Origin of the sequence: Flagellimonas sp. (assembly GCF_965215805.1) — a bacterium.
In the GTDB taxonomy this organism is placed as follows: Bacteria; Bacteroidota; Bacteroidia; order Flavobacteriales; family Flavobacteriaceae; genus Flagellimonas.
The window spans coordinates 1,839,908-1,861,160 of sequence record NZ_OZ244124.1; the positions used below are offsets into that span (position 1 = coordinate 1,839,908).

A 21,253-nucleotide genomic window follows, 5' to 3' on the forward strand; every position below is an offset into this window, starting at 1 on the left:
TCCACTTTCCTTACCGCGAATGCATTCGTTTTCATTATTGTGCCATTGACATAAATTATTGTCACCTCAATTCAGCTTGTAATGTATCTCGTTCTCTTCCAATGCAGAGAGCAGTTCACTGTTGATTTTTACCTTTTGTTTTCTGCTGGAAAGGTTGAGCTTGATTTCGTCCTGCATTTCGTAAACCACAAAGTTGAGCGGATGATCTCCTTTGTAGGACCGCAACGTATCTTTTAGCGCCTGAATCCTTTTTTCCTGTAAACGATCTATATCCAGTTTGATGGTCAACTTTTTGGCATAGGCCTCCATGACATCCTGGAGTTGTTTAAAGTCGTTAAACTGGAGTCTGGGGTCCCCTTTCTTTCCAGTATCACGGTTTACCCAACCTTCACGGACAAAGGTTTTTACATGCACAAAGGAATTGATCATTAAAAAGTGACGAAACTTGAGGTACTCCTCTCCAAAAATTCGGAATTCATGCGAATCAGTATAGTCCTCAAGGGTGAAAAGACCCCATCCCTTCCCATTTTTTGAAATACGATGTTGCACATCTGTAATGACACCGGCTACGGTCAACTCCCGATTGACATAAGGTTCCAAATCCGAAAAGGCAGAGACATGGCTATTGCAGAATGCCGTTATTTCCTTTTTGAAATCGTCCAAAGGATGGCCCGAGATGTAGATGCCAACCACCTCTTTTTCCCGACGCAGTTTTTCCATAGTGCCCCAATCTTCGCAGGGCGGTACAACTGGTTCAGGAATCTGTACTTCACTGGACTCCCCAAATAGGCTTACTTGTGAAGAGTTCTCGTTTTCTTGAAACTTGGCTCCATACTTAATGGCCTTTTCCAAGAAAGTCACGCCATCACCCTCATGATGAAAATATTGGGCCCTATGGGTGTCGCCAAATGAATCAAAACCACCGGCCAAGGCCAAATTTTCAAAAGCCTTTTTGTTGGCGGAACGAAGTTCGACACGTTTGGCCAGGTCAAAAACGGACTTATAGTGGCCGTCTTCCTTCCTGTTTTCCACTATGGTTTCCACGGCTGAGCGGCCCACTCCCTTAATGGCTCCCATTCCAAACCGAACCGCATTGTCCTTGTTTACCGCAAACTTGTAATAGGATTCATTGACATCCGGCCCAAGCACCTCAAGCCCCATACGCTTGCACTCCTCCATGAAGAAGGTCACCTGCTTGATATCATTCATATTATTGGACAGTACCGCTGCCATATACTCTGCAGGATAGTGCGCCTTTAAATAAGCAGTCTGATAGGCTATATAAGCGTAACAAGTAGAGTGGCTCTTGTTAAAAGCATAGGAGGCAAAAGCTTCCCAGTCTTTCCAAATTTTTTCAAGAATGTCCCTAGGGTGCCCATTCTTTTCCCCGCCATCCAAGAATTGGGGTTTGAGCTTTTGTAGCAGGGCAAAAATCTTTTTCCCCATTGCTTTCCGCAAAACATCCGCATCACCCTTGGAGAAACCGGCCAATTTTTGGGACAACAACATCACCTGCTCTTGGTATACTGTAATCCCATAGGTTTCCTTAAGATATTCTTCCATATCTGGAAGGTCGTAGGTAATCTCCTCATCTCCATGTTTTCTGGCGATAAAACTCGGAATGTATTCCATAGGGCCGGGCCTATAAAGCGCGTTCATAGCGATAAGATCATCAAAAACCGTAGGTTTCAGATGCTTCATGTGCTTTTGCATTCCTGGGGATTCGTATTGGAATATCCCAACCGTATCTCCGCGTTGAAAGAGTTCATAGGTTTTTTCGTCATCCAAAGGGAACTCGTCTGGAATCAGTTCCATACCGGTTCTTGCTTTCACAATTTTAACCGTGTCTTTAATCAAGGTCAAGGTCTTCAATCCCAAAAAGTCCATTTTTAGAAGACCGGCACTTTCTACTACGGAGTTGTCAAACTGGGTAACGTACAAGTCTGAATCCTTGGCCGTGGCCACAGGAACAAAATTGGTAATGTCGTCTGGGGTGATGATGACGCCACAGGCATGGATCCCTGTGTTTCTGAGTGAACCTTCCAGCACACGGGCCATGTTCACCGTCTGGCCTTCCAAATCATCTCCTTCAGAGATATTCAGCAATTCATGCACCTTTTCCAACTCATCGGAACGGAATTTTTTCTTAAGATCTGCTTCCTCAACCCCAAAGATTTTGTTGAGTTTGGACATGTTGGGAATCAACTTGGCAATACGGTCCGCATCGTTTAACGGAAGATCCAAAACCCTAGCGGTATCCCGAATAGAGGATTTGGCCGCCATGGTACCATAGGTGATGATCTGGGCCACCTGGTTCGCCCCATATTTGTTGATCACATAATCCATGACCTTGCCACGCCCTTCATCATCAAAATCAATATCAATATCTGGCATGGACACTCGATCTGGGTTCAGGAACCGCTCAAAAAGCAAGTCGTATTTTAAGGGGTCGATGTTTGTGATGCCCAAACAGTAGGCCACTACGGAACCAGCCGCTGAGCCACGTCCAGGTCCCACAGAAACTCCCATATTTCGGGCTTCCCTAATAAAATCTTCAACAATCAGGAAGTACCCTGGATAGCCAGAATTTTGAATGGTGCTCAATTCAAAATCCACCCGCTCGGTAATCTCATCGGTAATCTCACCATATCTGTTCTTGGCGCCATTGTAGGTAATATGTCTCAAGTATGCATTTTCCCCTCGTTTTCCGCCATCTTCAAGGTCTTCGGCTACCTTGAATTCTTCCGGGATGTCAAATTTTGGAAGGAGTACATCCCTGGCCAGGTCAAAAGGCTCCACTTTGTCCACGATTTCCTGCGTGTTGAGGATGGCCTGTGGTATATCCTTGAACAGGGCTTTCATTTCGTCCGAAGACTTGAAATAGTATTCCTGATTGGGCAATCCGTATCTATATCCCCGACCTCGTCCAATAGGGGTGGCCTGTTTTTCACCGTCCTTTACACAAAGTAAAATATCGTGCGCTTCAGCATCCGTTTTGTCGCAGTAATAGGTGTTGTTTGTGGCTACCAATTTTACTTCATGTTTTTTGGCCAGTTGCACCAAAACTTGGTTCACACGATCTTCATCTTCCTGTCCATGGCGCATCATTTCAACATAAAGATCTTCCCCAAACTGCTCCTTCCACCACAGCAAAGCTTCTTCAGCTTGCTTTTCGCCAACATTCAGGATTTTATTAGGAACTTCCCCGTAGAGGTTTCCTGTTAGGGCGATAACATCTTCTTTGTACTGCTCAACCACCTTACGGTCTATTCGCGGTACGTAGTAAAAGCCATCTGTATAGGCAATAGAGGACATTTTTGCCAAGTTGTGATAACCATTTTTGTTTTTGGCCAACAACACAATCTGATATCCGTGATCCTTGATATTTTTATTGGTATGCTCTTCACAAACATGGAACTCGCAACCTATGATTGGGGTAATTTCTTTGTCAGAGGGTGTTTCGCCATTTTCCTCCAGTTCAGCATTCCGCTCTTTGACGCCTTTGTTATGTGCTTTTACCTCCTTTACAAAGTGAAAAGCTCCCATCATATTGGCATGATCGGTCAAGGCAACAGCATGCATGGAGTTTTCAGCAGTGGCCTTCACCAAACTCTTGATGTTGATGGTGGATTGTAGCACCGAAAATTGGGAGTGGTTATGTAAATGTGCAAAGGGCGCATCCGCCAGACTCTGAACATTTTCATTGATTTCATCCTCCGAAATTTCATCGGTGTCCTTGGCCCAAAGGGCATCCGCAATTTTCTTGGAAGCCTTTTTAAGATTGATGTGTTTAAGGCCAATCAGTTGTATTTCTTGCGGATTGGCTTCGGAGAAATGTTCAAAATAATCTGGTTGAACATCCAGTTGCTCGATGGAGTAGTGCTTTTGTCTGACCAGTTCCAAGAAACAACGTGTTGTGGCCTCAACATCTGCGGTGGCATTATGTGCTTCGGCAAAAGGTTCCCCAAAGAGATGTTGGTGCAGTTCGGTCAAGGTAGGCAACTTGAATTTTCCACCCCGACCCCCAGGAATTTTACAGAGTTCTGCCGTGTCCTCTGTACAAGTGTCCAGTACGGGAAGAGACGTTAGCTTGTTTGCTACCCCCATCCGATGGAACTCACATCCCATAATGTTGACATCGAAATCTACATTTTGACCCACCACAAATTTGGCCTTGGAAAGGGCTTGGTTGAAAGCTTCCAAGGTTTGTTGTAAGGACACGCCTTCCTGTTCTGCCAAAGCAGTGGAAATCCCATGCACCTGTTCTGATTCATAGGGGATATTGAATCCATCAGGTTTCACCAACATGTCCTGATGCTCCACAAGATTTCCCATTTCATCATGCAGTTGCCAAGCAATCTGAACGCATCTGGGCCAGTTATCCGTGTCCGTAATCGGAGCATCCCAGCGCTTTGGTAATCCTGTGGTTTCGGTGTCAAATATTAAGTACATAAATGGGCTGTGCTAGCAAAAAATAAATGATTAAAAATAGATAAACACAAAGCTATTTTAAAATGTAGTTTTTAGGAGTTATTAACTTCCTTCATAAGCTTTGATTTTTATGCTTGTAATGTACATTCGCTATCTTTAGCATTTCAAACCAACCTAAAAAAATGAGAAACTCTTTTTGTCTTTTATTATCAATTTTTTTGATCCTTACTTCTTGCAAGGAAGAACCTAAACCCGAACCAGAACAAGAAAGTGCCCCTCCTAATTTCATTGTCATTTTTGCCGACGATTTGGGGTACGGGGATTTGAGCTGCTATGGGAATCCCACTATTCTCACCCCTAATTTGGACCGTATGGCCCATGAAGGACAGAAGTGGACCAATTTTTATGTGGGAGCCAGTGTTTGTACACCGAGTAGAGCGGCTTTGCTAACAGGAAGACTTCCGGTGAGAAGTGGTATGGCCAGTAATAAAAGTCGGGTTCTCTTCCCTGATTCCAAAAATGGCTTACCTGCCAATGAGATAACCCTAGCTGAACAACTGAAGAAGGTAGGATATGCTACCGCGGCCATCGGCAAATGGCATTTGGGTCATAAGGAACAGTATTTGCCCACCAACAATGGATTCGATTATTACTTTGGGATTCCTTACTCCAATGATATGGATCGAGTGGCCGAATACCCAAACGGGGACTATTGGAGCCAACAAGATGAAGATATCAAAACCGAACATTTTAATGTGCCCTTGATTCGTGGCACTGAGATTATTGAAAGACCAGCGAATCAAAATACTATAACAAAAAGATATTCAGAAGAGACCGTTTCCTACATTAAAAAGAATAAGGATAAACCTTTCTTCATTTACTTGGCGCATAACCTTCCCCATATACCATTGTTTGCCTCAGAAGAAGCAACGGGCAAGAGCAAACGCGGACTCTATGGTGATGTGGTGCAAGAGATTGACCATGGGGTAGGGCAAATTCTGGAGGCACTTGAGACGGAAGGCTTGGCCGAAAATACCATTGTGGTCTTTACCTCTGATAATGGGCCATGGCTCCCCTTTAAGAATAATGGTGGAAGTGCAGGTCTTTTAAGAGCAGGGAAAGGCTCTACTTGGGAAGGCGGTATGCGGGAACCTGGCATTTTTTGGGGTCCAGGACATGTTAAACCTGGGGTTATTACAGATTTGGGTTCTACCCTGGACCTTTTCGCGACCTTCAGCGCCATGGCCAAGGCAGAACTTCCCCAAGATCGGATTATGGATAGCTATGATCTTGGCCCTACTTTGATGGAACTGAAACCTAGCCCACGGAATCATATCATGTACTATAGGGGAACGGAACTTTATGCCGCCCGTTTGGGGGATTATAAAGCGCATTTTATTACCCAAGGGGTGTATGGTCAATTTGGAGATCGGGAAGAGCATGATCCTCCCGTATTGTACCATTTGAATCATGATGCTTCGGAACAGTTTGATATTGCAGATGGTAATGGAGAGATTTTGACTCAAATCCAGGAGTTGGTGGAAGGGCACAAAGCCAACTTGGTACCTGGTAAAGATCAATTGGCAGAAAGGGAATAGAAAGTCGCGTAAGTCATTGTGCATTAAAAGAAATCAAGTATATTTGCACCCGCTTAAAGTGAAAGCGAACTAAAATTAGGATTAATAACCAGGGTCGGGCACCCTACAAATTAATGTGATATGCCAGTAAAGATTAGACTTCAGAGACACGGTAAAAAAGGAAAACCCTTCTACTGGGTTGTGGCCGCAGATTCAAGAGCAAAAAGAGACGGTAAGTTTTTGGAAAAATTGGGAACCTATAACCCCAATACCAATCCAGCTACCATTGATGTTAATGTGGACAATTCTGTAAAGTGGTTGCAGAATGGTGCACAACCTACAGATACTGCAAGAGCCATTCTTTCTTACAAAGGTGTTTTGTTGAAGCACCACTTGTTGGGTGGGGTTCGTAAAGGCGCATTGACCGAAGAGCAAGTTGAGGAGAAATTCAACGCTTGGTTGGAAGAGAAGGAAAAGGCGGTTCAAGCCAAAAGAGATGGTTTGAGCAAAGCTCAGGCAGAAGCAAAGGCCAAAGCATTGGAAGCTGAGAAAGAAGCCAATGAGAAGCGTGCTGCTGCTGCACTTCCTGAAGTAGAGGAAGAAGCAGTTGCTGAAGGCGAAGAGGTTGCTGCCGAGGCTGCCACAGAGGAAGCTCCTGCAGTTGAAGAGCCAGCTGCCGAAACCGAAGAAGCTCCTGCTGCTGAGGCTGAAGCTGCCAAGGAAGAAGAGTAAAAGTTCCGACGATGCGCAAGGAAGATTGCTTCTACTTGGGCAAAATCGTCTCAAAATACAGTTTTAAGGGGGAGGTATTGGTGAAGCTCGATACCGACGAACCTGAAAACTACGAAAACATGGAATCAGTTTTTGTTTCATTGGGAAACAATCTGGTTCCATTTTTTATTGACCGCTGCCGATTGCATAAGTCGGCTCTACTGCGTATCGATTTTGAGGAGGTGAAGGATGAGGTTTCTGCCGATAAAATCATGGGTTCTGAATTGTATCTACCCTTAACCATGTTACCTCCGCTATCCGGAAACAAGTTTTATTTTCATGAAGTCATTGGCTTTAATCTTGTAGATAAGGTGCATGGGGATATCGGGGTAATAAAAGCGGTAAATGATAGTGCATCCCAAGAACTTTTTGAAGCCGAAAAGGATGGGAAAGAACTGCTGATTCCCATTAGCGATGATATCATTATAAAAGTTGATCGGGAATCAAAAATTATTCACGTAAAAACCCCTGAAGGATTGGTAAACTTGTATATTTCAAGTTAATATATGCTTAATGGATAAAAGAATTGACAACCTTGATTATTTAAGAGGGCTAATGGCCATAGTCATAATGATATACCATTATAATGCATGGCTTTATGGGGCTTTGCCGAGCGATTCAACATTAAGTAGATTGGGAATTTATGGAGTTTCAGCTTTCTACGTATTAAGCGGGTTGACCCTTTTTTTGGTTTATTCGGAGAGGTTGGTTGTTAGGAATTTACCCTCTTACTTTCTTAAAAGGATTTTTAGGATTTATCCACTTTTATGGATTTCCATTTTACTCAATATCTTTCTGCTAAATAGAACCTATCCAACTGAAAAGCTATGGCTAAACTTTACTGGGGCATTTGGTTTTGTAGCTCCAAGGGAATATATATCCACGGGGGCATGGTCTATTGGGAATGAGTTGGTTTTTTACGTTTTTTTTCCTCTAATTATACTTTTGAGCCGAAGATTTAAGTACGGAATTTGGCTGTGCTTTGGTGTTTCGGTTTTAGTTGGGTATTACTTTGCGTTCCACATATTGGATCCAGAAATACCATTAGGAGACCAATGGGATGAGTATATTAATCCATTTAATCAATTGTTCCTTTTTGTAGGAGGAATGTTCGTCGCTTTTTTTTATAATGGATATAAGAATGTAAAGTTGGGATGGAGTTTGTTTTTGCTGGCGATTTTGATTTTTGTTATTTGGCCTGCTTCAGGGAACAGAATAGCATTGATTACCCAATATAATAGATTGGTGTTTTCAACGGTAACCATCTTATTTACCATTTCATTTTTGATTATTCCGAATAGAAAGATAAAATTCCTTAGCTCAATTTTAAAAGTTTTGGGTCATATTTCATATTCGATTTATCTAATACATCCTATTGTTTTCTGGTATCTCAATCGATTTTTGCAGAAAGGGGAAGAGCCGGTAAAATTCTTTTTAATGAGCAGCTTAATAACGTTGATTCTAAGTCTGCTTGTTTACTATTTAATAGAATCAAGGTTTATACATCTAGGGAAAAGTCTTGTCACGAATCGATTAAATAGGAGGGTTGAAGGGCAATAATTTATTCTCCAATTAATGGATTATCTTGTCCAATACGTTTATTGGGAATCAAATGTTGGTTGTATAAAGGGACCAGAAGATATGGGACTCTTTAATCGGGTTTAAAAGGGATTTGGTTTTAGTTATATTTATACCTCAAACAACCAAAACCATGTTCAGATACTGTTTCCTCATTGCACTATTGTGCCTTGTTTCCTGTGCCGAAAAACCATCCAAAGAACTAAAAGAGAAAGTTCCACCCAATGTAGTCCTCATTTTTACCGATGATCAAGGATATCAAGATGTAGGAGTTTTTGGTTCGCCGGATATTGAAACTCCTAACCTAGATAAGATGGCGGCAGGGGGATTGCAACTGACCCATTACTATGCTGCCCAAGCCGTATGCTCCGCCTCTAGGGCTGGAATTTTGACGGGTTGCTACCCCAACCGAATTGGAATACATAATGCCCTAGGGCCCGACAATACACATGGTATCAATGCCTCCGAAACCACTTTGGCGGAAATGCTCAAGGAACAAGGATATGCAACAGGCATTTTTGGGAAATGGCATCTGGGTCACCATCCAATGTTCCTGCCTACTAGGCATGGTTTTGATGAGTGGTTTGGCATACCTTATTCCAACGATATGTGGCCTTATCATCCACAACAAGGGCCTATTTTTAACTTCCCTGACCTTCATTTGTATGAAAATGAAAAAGTAATCGATACACTCACAGAACAATCCCAACTGACCACCCAAATTACGGAGCGGAGCGTGGATTTCATCAAAAGAAATAAGGATACACCTTTCTTTTTGTATGTGCCCCATCCGCAACCCCATGTTCCTTTGTTTGTTTCTGAAAAGTTCAAAGGAAAATCAGAACGGGGACTGTACGGAGATGTGATCATGGAGATTGATTGGTCTGTTGGGGAAATCAACAAAGCACTTAAAGAAAACGACTTGGAGGACAATACAATTGTCATATTTACCTCGGATAATGGGCCTTGGCTTTCTTATGGTAACCATGCGGGAAGCGCCTTGCCGCTTCGTGAGGGAAAGGGGACTGCCTGGGAAGGAGGGCAGCGCGAACCTTTTATCATGAAATATCCAGAAAAATTGAAAGCGGGAAAAGTCATAGAGGCTCCTATGATGGCTATCGATATTCTGCCTACCATTGCTGAATTTACCGGGGCAGATTTGCCTACCAAAACCATTGATGGCAAAAGTGCCGTAAAGTTATTGACTGGGGAAAGTGAAGACAGCCCGCAAAAAGCCTATTTCTTTTATTATAGGGTGAATGAAATGTTTGGGGTGCGCTATGGCAAATGGAAGCTTTATTTCCCACACCGTTACCGTACCATGGATGGACAAGAACCTGGGAAAGATGGTCAACCTGGGGATTACCGGATGATCGATATGGAGGAAATTGAATTGTACGACGTCGTTAACGATGTGAGTGAGACCAAGAACGTGGCAGATGAGCATCCCGAAATCGTTTCGGAAATCAAGTTCATGGCCAATGGGATGCGCCAAAAACTTGGGGATGCATTGCTTGGACTTGAGGGTTCAGAAACTCGGGAACCGGGAAGGTTGAATTGAAAACTCCAATATTAAAATTCCAAATCCCATATATACAAATACTAGGCTTATGGAGTTTGGTGCTTGTGATTTGTCAGTTAGTGCAAAGCAATGAAGCCATTTCAATTTAAACAGTTTACCATCCATCAAGACCGCTGTGCCATGAAAGTGGGCACCGATGGGGTATTGCTTGGAGCTTGGACAAGTTTGGAAACCCGACCCGATTCCATTTTGGATATTGGCGCTGGCACGGGTTTGATTGCCCTTCAAATGGCCCAACGTTCAAATGCGGAGGTAATAGATGCCATTGAATTGGATGAGGATGCCTATGAACAATGTGTGGAAAATTTTGAGGCGTCTTCCTGGGCAGATAGACTTTTTTGTTACCATGCCGGTCTGGATGAGCTTGTGGATGAAATTGAGGATACGTATGATTTGATTGTATCCAATCCACCATTTTATTCTGAAGAAGTGACCAGCGGAGCAGAGGCAAGGGATATGGCAAGGCAAAATACTTCATTGCCCTTTGATGAACTCTTGGAAGGTGTATCCCGATTATTGTCTCCCCACGGTATTTTTTCTGTGGTGATCCCATTCAAGGAAGAAAAACAGTTTGTGGATATGGCTGGCGCATTGGGGTTACATCCAAGGCGGTCGTTGCACGTAAGGGGAAATCCAAATGCTCCTTTCAAACGAAGTTTGCTGGAATTTGGTCTTGGAGAGACCCAACTTAGGATGGAAGAATTGACCATTGAGCAGGGACGGCATGAATACACCGAAGAGTATGTTGCATTGACCAGAGCTTTTTACCTAAAAATGTAACAATGGGATGGTATAAAGTTATATTTCGTTAGTACATTTGACAAGATTCTTTTAAGAATCTTTGTCATTCCGCATTTATTGCGGAATCCATTTGACCAGGTAGCTTATATATGTTTTTAGGCAAGCCTGTAACACTAAATCATATTAAATGAAACCTGATTTGTTTGAAGCCCCGGATTACTACAATTTAGATGATCTATTTTCTGAAGAACACCTATTGGTTCGCGACGCGGCCCGTCAGTGGGTAAAAAGAGATATCTCGCCTATTATTGAGGAGTACGCCCAAAAAGCCGAATTTCCGAAGGAAATTATTGGAGGCTTGGCAGAGATTGGTGCTTTCGGGCCTTATATCCCCGAGGAATATGGAGGGGCTGGTTTGGATCAAATCAGTTATGGACTGATCATGCAGGAAATAGAAAGAGGGGATAGTGGAGTTCGGTCTACGGCTTCTGTGCAATCTTCTTTGGTGATGTACCCCATTTTTGCGTACGGTAGCGAAGAGCAAAGAAAAAAATACCTTCCCAAACTTGCTACAGGTGAGTGGATGGGCTGTTTTGGACTTACAGAACCCAATCATGGATCCAATCCCAGTGGAATGGAGACCAAGTTCAAAGATATGGGCGACCATTACCTATTAAACGGTGCCAAGCTTTGGATTTCCAATTCGCCATTTGCAGATGTTGCCGTGGTATGGGCCAAAAATGAAGAGGGAAGAATTCATGGGCTTATTGTGGAAAGGGGAATGGAAGGTTTCTCCACTCCGGAAACGCATAACAAATGGTCGTTACGTGCTTCTGCAACAGGAGAGTTGATTTTTGATAACGTCAAAGTTCCAAAAGAGAATCTGCTGCCAGGCAAGAATGGTCTGGGAGCCCCGCTGGGTTGTTTGGACTCTGCTAGGTATGGCATTGCATGGGGTGCCATTGGTGCTGCCATGGACTGCTATGATACCGCACTCCGCTATGCTAAGGAGCGTGTCCAGTTTGGAAAGCCAATTGCAGCCACACAGCTGCAGCAGAAGAAGCTGGCTGAAATGATTACGGAGATTACCAAGGCGCAATTATTGGCCTTCCGATTGGGTCAACTAAAGAATGAGGGTAGGGCTACCACAGCTCAGATCTCCATGGCCAAACGGAACAATGTGGAAATGGCCATTAAGATAGCTCGTGAAGCGCGACAGGTTTTAGGGGGAATGGGTATTACTGGGGAATACAGTATTATGCGCCACATGATGAACCTGGAAAGTGTGATTACCTATGAAGGTACCCACGATATTCACTTGTTGATTACGGGAGCTGATATCACAGGGTACCCAGCTTTTAAATAACTTTCTTAGTCTATATTATTGATTCGTTTAAGCTCTTGGATATCCAACAAATCTTTGGGTCTTCCTGATTTTAACTTGCTGTCAATAAGATGATTTAAGGAAAGAACCTTCCAAATTAGTTTTTTTTCTTTATCTAAAATGACGGTTTCTGCTTGCTGGTAGGCTTCTTCAAAGGATAAACCAATTGGGAAACTGGTGATCAATTCCAGATTTAAGTCGGTTGGTGAGAACTTGACCGATATATTTTGTTCCTGTTTTTTTACGGATTCGGGTAAATCTTGAATTTCGTATCCCATCCCATTGAATACCTGTACAAGTGCTTTAAAGTTGACTTCGGTTGCATCAATCCAAAAGTCTACGTCAGCGGAATGCCGTTGATAGCCATGAAAATTAACCGCCCCACCTCCAACCATTATCATTTTAACTCCGAAGGTGTTGGATAACCTTATAAAAGAGTCAATATCTTCTTTCCACTGATTCAATAGGCCTTGCTAACAATGTTTATAGTAAAGCTGTTCTTTTTGGATGTATGTTTGGTTGGAAAGTTATTCTGGAGCATCATCAATTTTAGGTAGGAATAAATACGCTCGGAAGGAGAGAGGGACAAAAATTCTCTTTCTTGTTCACGGTTGCTTTCTGTTTTTGTTCTAAATGACACCTTCATTCCAAATCGAATAAGTAGTATATCTCAAAGTTACAATAAAACAATAAATGTAGTCGATATGTAGGTTAGGTGGAATTTGTTTTAACTGGCCGTAATAGTTTCTTACTTGTCTTCATATCTGCATAGCGAGGATCTGGGATGTAATCCTGTTTTTGCATTTTCACGACCTCAATACTTAAAAAGCCAAACTCACTTACCACTTTTCCGTAAAAGCGATAAATCCCTTTGCCTCTGAAATGGTATTTGGCGGCAACAGGAGGGAAGAGTACGGTGTCAAAAACCTCTCCGTGTTGGTCTACAAGCGTGGCAAAATGCATCCGCTTACCGCTGTGGGTGTTGGTGTTTTTTACGGTGACCAAATACCCATAAATATCAATGTGTTTGTTTAAATATCGATGCAAATCCCGTTGACCATTGTTGTTTTTGGGAGGCTCGGCCAATAACTCAAACGGACTACATAGACAAAACCCCAAGAGTTCCAATTGATCAAAGGCCGTTTCCAAGTTTGTGGTGTACAGTTTGGGAATCTTAAATTTTTGATGTCGTGGAGGGAATAGCTTGGGATGTTCCAAGCGATCGTTCTTGGAAAGCATCAAATGGGCCTTCCAAAGCAGTTTATGCTTGTTGATGCCCGTAAACCGAAAGGCATCAATCCGAATGAGAATGGAAAGCTGTTCCACTGAAATAATGACCCGATCCAAAAAGTCTTCGAGGGAAACAAAAGGGCCGGTTAAGCTTCTTTCTTTAATGATGCGTTCCATAACCCGGCTTTCCAAATCCCGCAAGTACATCATCCCCAGGTAAATATGGCTGCCGTGAATACGGTTGGCCGCATTGCTATTGTTTACGCAAGGAGCATGAATGGTAGCTCCAAGCATACGGGCATCGTGAATGTAAAATTCGGAACGGTAAAATCCACCGCCATTATTGAGTACGGCCACCATATATTCGAGAGGGAAGTAGGCTCGTAGAAAAAGGCTTTGATAACTCTCTACGGCATAGGAAGCTGAATGTCCCTTGGCAAAGGCATAGCCGGCAAAACTGGCCACTTGGTTCCATATTTCAAAAATGAGGGTGTCCGTATAGCCTTTTTTTCTGCAGTTGGAAATGAATTTATCCTTCACTTTTTGGAACTCTTCCCGCGAGCGGAATTTTCCGCTCATCCCTCTTCGGAGCACGTCGGCTTCACCCAAATTTAAATCGGCAAAATAGTGGGCCACCTTGATTACGTCCTCTTGATAGACCATTACCCCGTAGGTGTCGGGCATAATGTCCAACATCACCGGATGGGCTTTTTCCTCTGCACGACCCTCGTTCCTGTGTCGCAAAATATACTCCCGCATCATCCCACTCTTGGCCACCCCGGGGCGGATAATGGAACTGGCAGCCACCAAGCCCAAATAATTGTCCACTTCCAGTTTTCGCAGCAGCATCCGCATGGCGGGCGATTCCACATAAAAACAACCCATGCACTGCGCGGTTTTGATGAGATTGTTTATGGTATCATCGGTTTTAAAACCCTGGATATCATGAATGTCGATCTCCTGATGCTTTTCTGGCTGGTTGTAGGCCACAATTTCCAGGGCTTCTTTGATTTTTCCCAAGCCACGTTGTCCCAGAATATCAAATTTGTACAGACCCACATCTTCGGCAATCACCATATCGTACTGGGTAGTGGGAAATCCCTTGGGGGGTAAATGGGTGGCCGAAAACCAATGTAATGGCTTTTCGCTGATCAAGATTCCGCCAGCGTGAATGCTCAAATAGTTGGGTTTGTCCTTGAGGAGTTTTCCATATTTGAGAACGAGTTTGGACATACTGTCCAATTGGTTGAGGTTATACCTTCCTGTGGCCAAAAAATCGATTTCCTGTTTGGGCAGTCCAAAGACTTTGCCCAATTCCCGAATAACGCCTCGTTCCTTAAAGGTGACATAGGTTCCCAAGAGGGCCACATGGTCAAAGCGATCAAAAATATATTGGGTCATGGCCGGTCTGTCCCGCCAAGAAAAATCGATGTCAAAATCGGGCGGGTTGGCCCTATATAGGTTGATGAAGCGCTCAAAGTAAAGATCCAGTTCCATGGGGTCAACATCGGTGATCCGGAGAAGGTAAGCCACAATACTATTTGCCCCGCTACCCCGACCTACATAATAGAACCCTCTACGACGCGCCTCGGAAACAATATCCCAATTGATTAAAAAGTAAGAGACAAAGCCCATTTTTTTAATAAGGTTGAGCTCTTTGTCCAATCGATTTTGGATGGAGGCATCTACTTCTTTGTAGCGATAAGGAAGGCCTTCATAACACAGTTTTTCAATCAATTTTTCATCGTCTTCCACACTGCCCAAATAGCTGTTGAGGTTTTGGGGTTTTCGGCCTTTGGAAAAATCAAAATGGATGCTGCAGCGATTAAGCAGTTTTTCAGTGTTCTCTAAAACAAAGGGATATTCGGAAAAAGCGGCTGCCAGGTTTTGAACGGCAAACATCTTTTCCTCTTCATTTGCCTCTTCCTCTTTGGGGAGTTTGCTCAAAAGCACATTATTGTCAATGGCCCTGAGTAAACGGTGGGCATTAAAATCGGCCTTGTTACGAAAAGTAACGGGTTGCTGTACCACCAACTTTTTTTTGAGCTTGATCAATCTGGAAAAAGGTAATCGTCTTAAATCCTGAATGGAAACCCCAACGAATTCATGTTCTTTAAAATTTTCCAGCTCGTTGAGCAAGACCTGTTCAAACGGATAGATGACAAAGGCGTTTTCAAAAACTGGGGCTCTAGCTGGGATCTCCAATTCGTTGTGAAGATGGTGGGACAAAAAATTGTTTAGTTCCAAATAGCCTTCATTATTCTGGGCAATTCCCAAAAAACATGGCTGTGCGCCATTCCTGAAATCGATGCCCAAAAGGGGGGTAACTCCATATTCCGGAGCTTTCCTTACAAAATTAAGCCCTGCAGAAGTATTGTTGATATCCGTCAACACCAAGCGGGTAACATGGTTCTGTTGGGCAAGTTCCAGAAGTTCCAACTCCGAGAAGGTGCCGTAACGCATGCTGTAATATGTGTGGCAGTTTAGGTACAATGTTCAATTATCAATTATCAATTATCAATTATCAATTATCAGTTATCAGTTATCAATTTTCAATTTTTCATTTTCATTGCTCATTGCTCATTGCTCATTGCTCATTGCTCATTGCTTACTGTTTTCTATGAGCCAATACTACTGGAGGTTCTCCATTAAAAGGGTTGTGCATGCTGCCTATGGTTTTTGCGCCCATGGCAGAGGCCCGTATAACACTACGACCGCCAAATCTGTTTCGCACATAATCCATAGCTTGATATAGGTTCAGGGCTTCTTCGGTGTCCTCAAAAAGATTGATTTGGTAATTGCCCGAGACCAAATGGCTAAACCGAATCCCGATCAGTCGAACCAACATTCTTTTGCTGTACAGGGTGTTGAACAGCTCCAAGATTTTTGGGATAAGGATATGGTCGGCACTGGTATACGGAATCCGTAATTGTTTGGAATAGGTGTTGAAATCGGAATAGCGGATTTTTACGGCAATACAGGCGGTCAATTTATCGCCTCGCCGTAATTGATAGGCCAGATTCTCCGTCATGGCAAGTAAAATGCCCTTGAGTTTGGCAACATCAATGGTATCTCGGTCAAAAGTACGTTCAGTAGAAATCGATTTACGATCGTGAAAAGGAATAACGGGAGTGTTGTCCATGCCATTGGCCCGTTTCCAAATAACCCTGCCATTGGCGCCCAACACCCGCTGCATAATGTCCATGGGCATTTCCTGTACCGTCTTTACCTTCCGAATGCCCAAATTCCGAAGGGTTTGATAGGTTTTATCGCCCACCATGGGTATTTTTTTGATGGACAGCGGAGCCAAAAAAGGTTTTTCCAAGCCGAAATCTATTTTGAGCTGATTGTTGGGTTTGGCCTCATTGGTGGCTACTTTGGAAACCACTTTGTTTACGGAAAGTCCAAACGAAATAGGTAATCCAGTTTCTTTTATGATTTTTTTTCGCATTTCCGAAGCGTATTTATAGCAACCAAAAAAGCGATCCATGCCTGAGAGGTCGGCGTAGAACTCATCAATGCTCGATTTTTCAAAAAGCGGAACATGTTCTTTGATGATTTCCGTTACTACATCGGAGAATTTGCTATAGGTTCCTGCATTACCACGAATTACAACTGCTTCTGGGCAAAGCTCCTTGGCCATTTTCATGGGCATGCCGGAGTGCACCCCAAATCCCCGGGTTTCATAACTGCATGCGGCCACCACGCCTCGGTCACTGGTGCCACCTACCAGCAAGGGCTTATTTTTAAGCTCGGAATTGATAATGCGCTCCACAGAGACATAGAAGGTATCTAAGTCCATGTGCAAAATGGTCTTTTTCATTGTTTAGTTTAGAGGGACAGCTAATTTATGGAATAAATCCTAAAAAATGGAATAAATCCAAATAATTCAATTCAAAAATAAAGGGAAAGGAAATTCGAAATTTTGAGAATTATTTTATTTGAACAGGTCTGAATGGCTACCTATTCGAATCAACTTAATAATGTTGGGAGATTCTATTTGTATCCAGATAATCAGTAAATCAGGTTTAATATGGCATTCCCAATTATCGCTATATCTGCCAGAAAGCTTGTGGGGTTTCATTTTTGCGGGAATCCCTTTGACTCCCTTTAATTGTAGTACTTTGAGTACTGCTGTGGTCAGCTTAAAATCCTTATCGTTGTTCTTTACCTTTTTTAAATCCTTTTTAAATCGGGTCGTAGGCACTAATTGGTACATGGGTATAGTGGTTAAAGCTCGTCCAAGAACTTGTCCAAATCGTCAATAGGATCTAGGTTGTCACTGTTCCTAGCCTCTTCAATGGCAGATTTGGTTTCTTCATTGGGAATATTCCCAACATCGTTGTACAATAAAAACTCAATATAATTATTGAGACTTCTTCTTTGTGCTTTTGCTTTTGCTCTAACAAGCTCAATCAATTCCTCGTCAAAGCGGAGGGCAACCTGTTTTGTTTTCATTTTATTTTGGATTGAGGTATATCGCAAATCTAATGTATATCAATATGATATACAAATGATATAATATTGATAAAAAGTATATTCAATATAATCCACCTGTTTTCTGCTTTGCATACGCGATATATCATTAGGGTTATATAATTCTGTGTTGTTTTTCAAAAATCATTCCTATCTTTACCGCGTTGTGTTGGATTTCAATCTGTAATAGGATTGGAATCAGGTTGTAGCATTAAAACAATGCTCGCCAATGAAAGGCTTTCCATTTGGAAGGCTTTTTTTGTTAGTGAAGCTCAATTTTGGAAAGGCCTTGTGCCGTATCCGAAATTGATAGCTGAACTAATTCCGCCGAGAAGGCGGAATCCATTTAATCCTATTGGGAGCACAGTAATCTAGAGCTAAGCTAATTCCGCCGAGAAGGCGGAATCCCTTTAATCGTATTGGAAGCATAGCAAATTATAGCTAAGCTAATTCCGTCGAGAAGGCGGAATCCATTAATCCGAAAAGAAAATACCCCGTTAAGGAAATTGCAAATCCATAATATGATGGATCAATGAAGCCGCTAATTTGGCCGTTTGCCCATCAATATCATATTTGGGATTCATCTCGGCAAGATCCACACTGATCAATTTTCCCGAAGCAATGATGGTCTTCAGGCATTCCAAGACAATATGTGGGGTAAAACCCATGGGGGAGGGGGCGCTCACCCCTGGAGCATAGGCAGACGAAAACCCATCCAGATCAATAGTCACATAAACCTTGTCCACCGTTTTGATAAACGCATTGATCCAGGTATTGATTTCATCCAAAAATTGAATTTGGAAAGTGTCCGTGAGCACGTAAGTAACGTCCAGTTCCTTGGCGGTTTGAAATAGGGAGCGGTCATTGGCATCTTTTCGAATGCCCAGGCAGAGATAATTAAAACTGATATGTTCCTCCTTGCACTCCTGGGCAATTTGATAAAATGGCGTGCCCGAATTGTTGTTCTGGGTATTTTGACGAAGATCAAAATGGGCATCAAAATTTACAATGCCAATGCTCTTTCCATCCTTTTTGGAATCCAAATGTTTTTTGATTCCGTGATAATGTCCATAAGCTACATCATGGCCTCCGCCCAAAATAATGGGAAACTGCTTTTTGTCCAACAGCGAACAAACTGAAGATGTCAATTTGGCTTGGGCAGCCTCCATGTCACCTTTGGTGCAAGTAATGTTTCCGGCATCGTATAATTGCACGGTACTGGGCAAATGGTTAGGAAAACGTCCCAGGCTGTTTTTGATGACATCTGGCCCGTCCACAGCTCCAACCCGACCTTGATTGCGGCTCACCCCTTCATCACAAGCATAACCCAATAGGGTTATTGATTTTTTGGGCGGCTCAGGAATCTCATCCAAGGGAACGCACTTCACTTTTTCATGCAGGTAGAGGTTTTTGGTGCTCTCGCGTCCCTGCCAATTATCAGTTTTGGGTTTGGAATAATTTTTCATGACCTTAGAAAAGATGGTCCAAAATATCAGTTTCTACCAAATTGGGCAAAGTTACTTTCAAATTCGGGGTTCTTTCCATTTCCCGTTTGATGGCAAAAAGCGCTTCTTTGTTTCTGGCCCAACTCCTACGGGATATGCCATTGTTCACATCGTAGAAGAGCATGTTTTTGAGTCGTCTTGAAGCTTCTTTGGAGCCGTCCAATACCATTCCAAATCCTCCGTTCATTACCTCTCCCCAACCTACACCACCGCCATTGTGGATAGAAACCCATGTGGCTCCTCGAAAACTGTCGCCAATTACGTTGTGTATGGCCATATCAGCAGTGAATTTACTGCCGTCGTAAATGTTACTGGTTTCCCTAAAAGGGGAGTCCGTACCACTCACATCGTGATGGTCCCTTCCCAGAACCACAGGAGCGGAGATATCCCCATTGGAAATGGCCTGGTTGAAAGCTTCCGCTATTTTGGCCCTACCTTCGGCATCAGCATATAGGATTCGGGCCTGCGAACCTACCACCAAATTGTTCTGCTCCGCTTCCTCGATCCATTTAATGTTATCCTGCATTTGCTGTTGGATTTCTTCCGGTGCCTCGGACTTTATGGATTTCATTACTTCCAAGGCAATAGCATCCGTTTTTTGCAAATCCTTTGGATTTCCCGAAGTACAGACCCATCGGAATGGCCCAAAACCATAGTCAAAACACATGGGCCCCAAGATATCCTGAACATAGGAGGGATACCTAAAGTCAATGTTGTTTGCTGCCATCACATCCCCACCAGCACGGGATACTTCCAATAAAAAGGCATTTCCATAGTCAAAGAAGTAAGTGCCTTTGGCTGTGTGCTTGTTTATAGCATTGATCTGTCTACGCAGGGATTCCTGGACTTGATCTTTGAATGCTGATGGATTTTCGGCCATTAGCGTGTTGGCTTCCTCAAAAGACAATCCGATTGGATAATATCCCCCTGCCCATGGGTTATGAAGGGAAGTTTGGTCCGATCCCAAGTGCACAAATATATCGGCCTCCAAGAATTGTTCCCAGACTTCAACTATATTTCCAATATAGGCCAAGGAGACCACCTCTTTGTTGGTAATGGCCTTTTGGGTTCTTTGGATAAGCCCTGAAATATCGGTCCAAAGTTCATCCACCCAGCCCTGTTCGTGTCTTTTTTTGGCCGCTTCTGGATTTACTTCGGCACAGACGGTGATGCATCCAGCTATGTTTCCTGCTTTGGGTTGTGCCCCACTCATGCCTCCCAACCCAGCAGTTAAAAACACCTTTCCTTCTGGAGATTCTGCCTTGTTCAATACCTTCCTAAAGGCGTTCATCACCGTAATGGCGGTGCCATGTACAATGCCTTGCGGGCCAATATACATATAGGAACCTGCTGTCATCTGTCCGTATTGGGTAACACCCAGCGCATTGAATTTCTCCCAATCATCGGGTTGGGAATAGTTGGGAATCATCATACCATTGGTGACTACAACCCTTGGTGCTTCCTTGGAAGAAGGGAACAGTCCCATAGGGTGCCCTGAATACATATGCAGGGTTTGTTCTTCGGTCATCTCCGCCAAGTATTGCATCGTCAACAGATATTGTGCCCAGTTTTGGAATACGGCCCCATTCCCTCCATAGGTAATCAATTCTTCTGGATGTTGTGCCACGGCTGGATCCAAATTGTTCTGGATCATGAGCATGATGGCAGCAGCTTGTCGGGATTTGGCCGGGTATTCAGAAATAGGTCTGGCATACAGCTCATATTCTGGTTTGAAGCGGTGCATATAGATTCGGCCATAAGTTCTGAGCTCCTCGGCAAATTCTTTGGACAATTCTTGGTGCCACACCTTAGGAAAATAACGCAGGGCATTTTGAACCGCCAATTTTTTCTCTTCCACGGTCAGAATATCTTTCCTTTTGGGAGCCGGGTTCCCTCCTTTGGGATATGGTTTTGGCGCGGGAAGTTGCTTTGGGATTCCTTGAAGGATTTGTGATTTGAAATGTTCTTTTTTCATTAT

Annotated in this window: 15 protein-coding genes; 7 read left to right on the forward strand and 8 right to left on the reverse strand. The window is 43.2% G+C overall.

The window, feature by feature from the left end:
- Positions 1-66: 66 nt before the first annotated feature.
- Positions 67-4,452 (reverse strand): DNA polymerase III subunit alpha, encoded by a 4,386-nt coding sequence (gene dnaE / locus ACOOE0_RS08085; protein ID WP_420401962.1) that lies wholly within the window; start codon positions 4,450-4,452, stop codon positions 67-69.
- A gap of 161 nt (positions 4,453-4,613) precedes the next feature.
- Here dnaE and ACOOE0_RS08090 point away from each other — a divergent pair, with 161 nt between their 5' ends.
- From ACOOE0_RS08090 to ACOOE0_RS08120, 7 genes are all read left to right on the forward strand, one after another.
- On the forward strand, positions 4,614-6,029 hold the full coding sequence (locus tag ACOOE0_RS08090) for a sulfatase (protein WP_420401963.1): 1,416 nt from the start codon (positions 4,614-4,616) through the stop codon (positions 6,027-6,029).
- Positions 6,030-6,149: 120 nt separating this feature from the next.
- The gene (locus tag ACOOE0_RS08095; protein ID WP_420401964.1) at positions 6,150-6,740 is read left to right on the forward strand and encodes a 30S ribosomal protein S16; all 591 of its coding nucleotides are present in this window, start codon (positions 6,150-6,152) and stop codon (positions 6,738-6,740) included.
- Positions 6,741-6,751: 11 nt separating this feature from the next.
- Positions 6,752-7,282 carry a ribosome maturation factor RimM gene (gene rimM, locus ACOOE0_RS08100; protein ID WP_420401965.1) on the forward strand — a complete coding sequence of 177 codons (531 nt, stop codon included), beginning with the start codon at positions 6,752-6,754 and terminating at the stop codon, positions 7,280-7,282.
- 67 nt (positions 7,283-7,349) lie between these two features.
- Positions 7,350-8,339, forward strand: a complete 990-nt coding sequence (locus ACOOE0_RS08105) for an acyltransferase family protein (protein ID WP_420402206.1) — start codon at positions 7,350-7,352, stop codon at positions 8,337-8,339.
- 151 nt (positions 8,340-8,490) lie between these two features.
- The gene (locus ACOOE0_RS08110) at positions 8,491-9,918 is read left to right on the forward strand and encodes a sulfatase (protein ID WP_420401966.1); all 1,428 of its coding nucleotides are present in this window, start codon (positions 8,491-8,493) and stop codon (positions 9,916-9,918) included.
- Positions 9,919-10,008: 90 nt separating this feature from the next.
- A complete protein-coding gene (locus tag ACOOE0_RS08115) occupies positions 10,009-10,719 on the forward strand; it encodes a tRNA1(Val) (adenine(37)-N6)-methyltransferase (protein ID WP_420401967.1) in 711 nt (236 codons plus the stop codon).
- Between the two features lie 148 nt (positions 10,720-10,867).
- Positions 10,868-12,046 carry an acyl-CoA dehydrogenase family protein gene (locus tag ACOOE0_RS08120; RefSeq protein ID WP_420401968.1) on the forward strand — a complete coding sequence of 393 codons (1,179 nt, stop codon included), beginning with the start codon at positions 10,868-10,870 and terminating at the stop codon, positions 12,044-12,046.
- 5 nt (positions 12,047-12,051) lie between these two features.
- Here the strand turns inward: ACOOE0_RS08120 and ACOOE0_RS08125 are convergent, their stop codons facing one another.
- The 7 genes from ACOOE0_RS08125 to ACOOE0_RS08155 all read right to left on the reverse strand — a co-directional run bounded on the left by ACOOE0_RS08125 (position 12,052) and on the right by ACOOE0_RS08155 (position 21,250).
- The gene (locus tag ACOOE0_RS08125) at positions 12,052-12,465 is read right to left on the reverse strand and encodes a hypothetical protein (protein WP_420401969.1); all 414 of its coding nucleotides are present in this window, start codon (positions 12,463-12,465) and stop codon (positions 12,052-12,054) included.
- 310 nt (positions 12,466-12,775) lie between these two features.
- A complete protein-coding gene (locus ACOOE0_RS08130) occupies positions 12,776-15,757 on the reverse strand; it encodes a DNA polymerase III subunit alpha (protein WP_420401970.1) in 2,982 nt (993 codons plus the stop codon).
- A gap of 145 nt (positions 15,758-15,902) precedes the next feature.
- Positions 15,903-17,117, reverse strand: a complete 1,215-nt coding sequence (gene dinB, locus ACOOE0_RS08135; protein WP_420401971.1) for a DNA polymerase IV — start codon at positions 17,115-17,117, stop codon at positions 15,903-15,905.
- Positions 17,118-17,231: 114 nt separating this feature from the next.
- Positions 17,232-17,513 carry a type II toxin-antitoxin system YafQ family toxin gene (locus ACOOE0_RS08140; protein ID WP_420401972.1) on the reverse strand — a complete coding sequence of 94 codons (282 nt, stop codon included), beginning with the start codon at positions 17,511-17,513 and terminating at the stop codon, positions 17,232-17,234.
- A gap of 11 nt (positions 17,514-17,524) precedes the next feature.
- The gene (locus ACOOE0_RS08145) at positions 17,525-17,752 is read right to left on the reverse strand and encodes a hypothetical protein (protein WP_420401973.1); all 228 of its coding nucleotides are present in this window, start codon (positions 17,750-17,752) and stop codon (positions 17,525-17,527) included.
- A gap of 515 nt (positions 17,753-18,267) precedes the next feature.
- Positions 18,268-19,236 carry a formimidoylglutamase gene (gene hutG, locus ACOOE0_RS08150; protein WP_420401974.1) on the reverse strand — a complete coding sequence of 323 codons (969 nt, stop codon included), beginning with the start codon at positions 19,234-19,236 and terminating at the stop codon, positions 18,268-18,270.
- 4 nt (positions 19,237-19,240) lie between these two features.
- Complete coding sequence (locus ACOOE0_RS08155; RefSeq protein ID WP_420401975.1) at positions 19,241-21,250, reverse strand: urocanate hydratase; 2,010 nt, start codon at positions 21,248-21,250, stop codon at positions 19,241-19,243.
- Positions 21,251-21,253: the final 3 nt, after the last annotated feature.

Excerpts from the sequence above, each read along its gene's own strand:
- ACOOE0_RS08105 (WP_420402206.1), top strand. The coding sequence starts at position 7,350 with ATGATATACCATTATAATGCATGGCTTTATGGGGCTTTGCCGAGCGAT.
- dinB (WP_420401971.1), bottom strand. The coding sequence starts at position 17,117 with ATGAAAAAGACCATTTTGCACATGGACTTAGATACCTTCTATGTCTCT.
- ACOOE0_RS08125 (WP_420401969.1), bottom strand. The coding sequence starts at position 12,465 with ATGATAATGGTTGGAGGTGGGGCGGTTAATTTTCATGGCTATCAACGG.
- ACOOE0_RS08095 (WP_420401964.1), top strand. The coding sequence starts at position 6,150 with ATGCCAGTAAAGATTAGACTTCAGAGACACGGTAAAAAAGGAAAACCC.
- ACOOE0_RS08155 (WP_420401975.1), bottom strand. The coding sequence starts at position 21,250 with ATGAAAAAAGAACATTTCAAATCACAAATCCTTCAAGGAATCCCAAAG.
- ACOOE0_RS08115 (WP_420401967.1), top strand. The coding sequence starts at position 10,009 with ATGAAGCCATTTCAATTTAAACAGTTTACCATCCATCAAGACCGCTGT.
- ACOOE0_RS08145 (WP_420401973.1), bottom strand. The coding sequence starts at position 17,752 with ATGAAAACAAAACAGGTTGCCCTCCGCTTTGACGAGGAATTGATTGAG.
- dnaE (WP_420401962.1), bottom strand. The coding sequence starts at position 4,452 with ATGTACTTAATATTTGACACCGAAACCACAGGATTACCAAAGCGCTGG.
- ACOOE0_RS08130 (WP_420401970.1), bottom strand. The coding sequence starts at position 15,757 with ATGCGTTACGGCACCTTCTCGGAGTTGGAACTTCTGGAACTTGCCCAA.
- hutG (WP_420401974.1), bottom strand. The coding sequence starts at position 19,236 with ATGAAAAATTATTCCAAACCCAAAACTGATAATTGGCAGGGACGCGAG.
- ACOOE0_RS08140 (WP_420401972.1), bottom strand. The coding sequence starts at position 17,513 with ATGTACCAATTAGTGCCTACGACCCGATTTAAAAAGGATTTAAAAAAG.
- ACOOE0_RS08110 (WP_420401966.1), top strand. The coding sequence starts at position 8,491 with ATGTTCAGATACTGTTTCCTCATTGCACTATTGTGCCTTGTTTCCTGT.
- ACOOE0_RS08120 (WP_420401968.1), top strand. The coding sequence starts at position 10,868 with ATGAAACCTGATTTGTTTGAAGCCCCGGATTACTACAATTTAGATGAT.
- ACOOE0_RS08090 (WP_420401963.1), top strand. The coding sequence starts at position 4,614 with ATGAGAAACTCTTTTTGTCTTTTATTATCAATTTTTTTGATCCTTACT.
- rimM (WP_420401965.1), top strand. The coding sequence starts at position 6,752 with ATGCGCAAGGAAGATTGCTTCTACTTGGGCAAAATCGTCTCAAAATAC.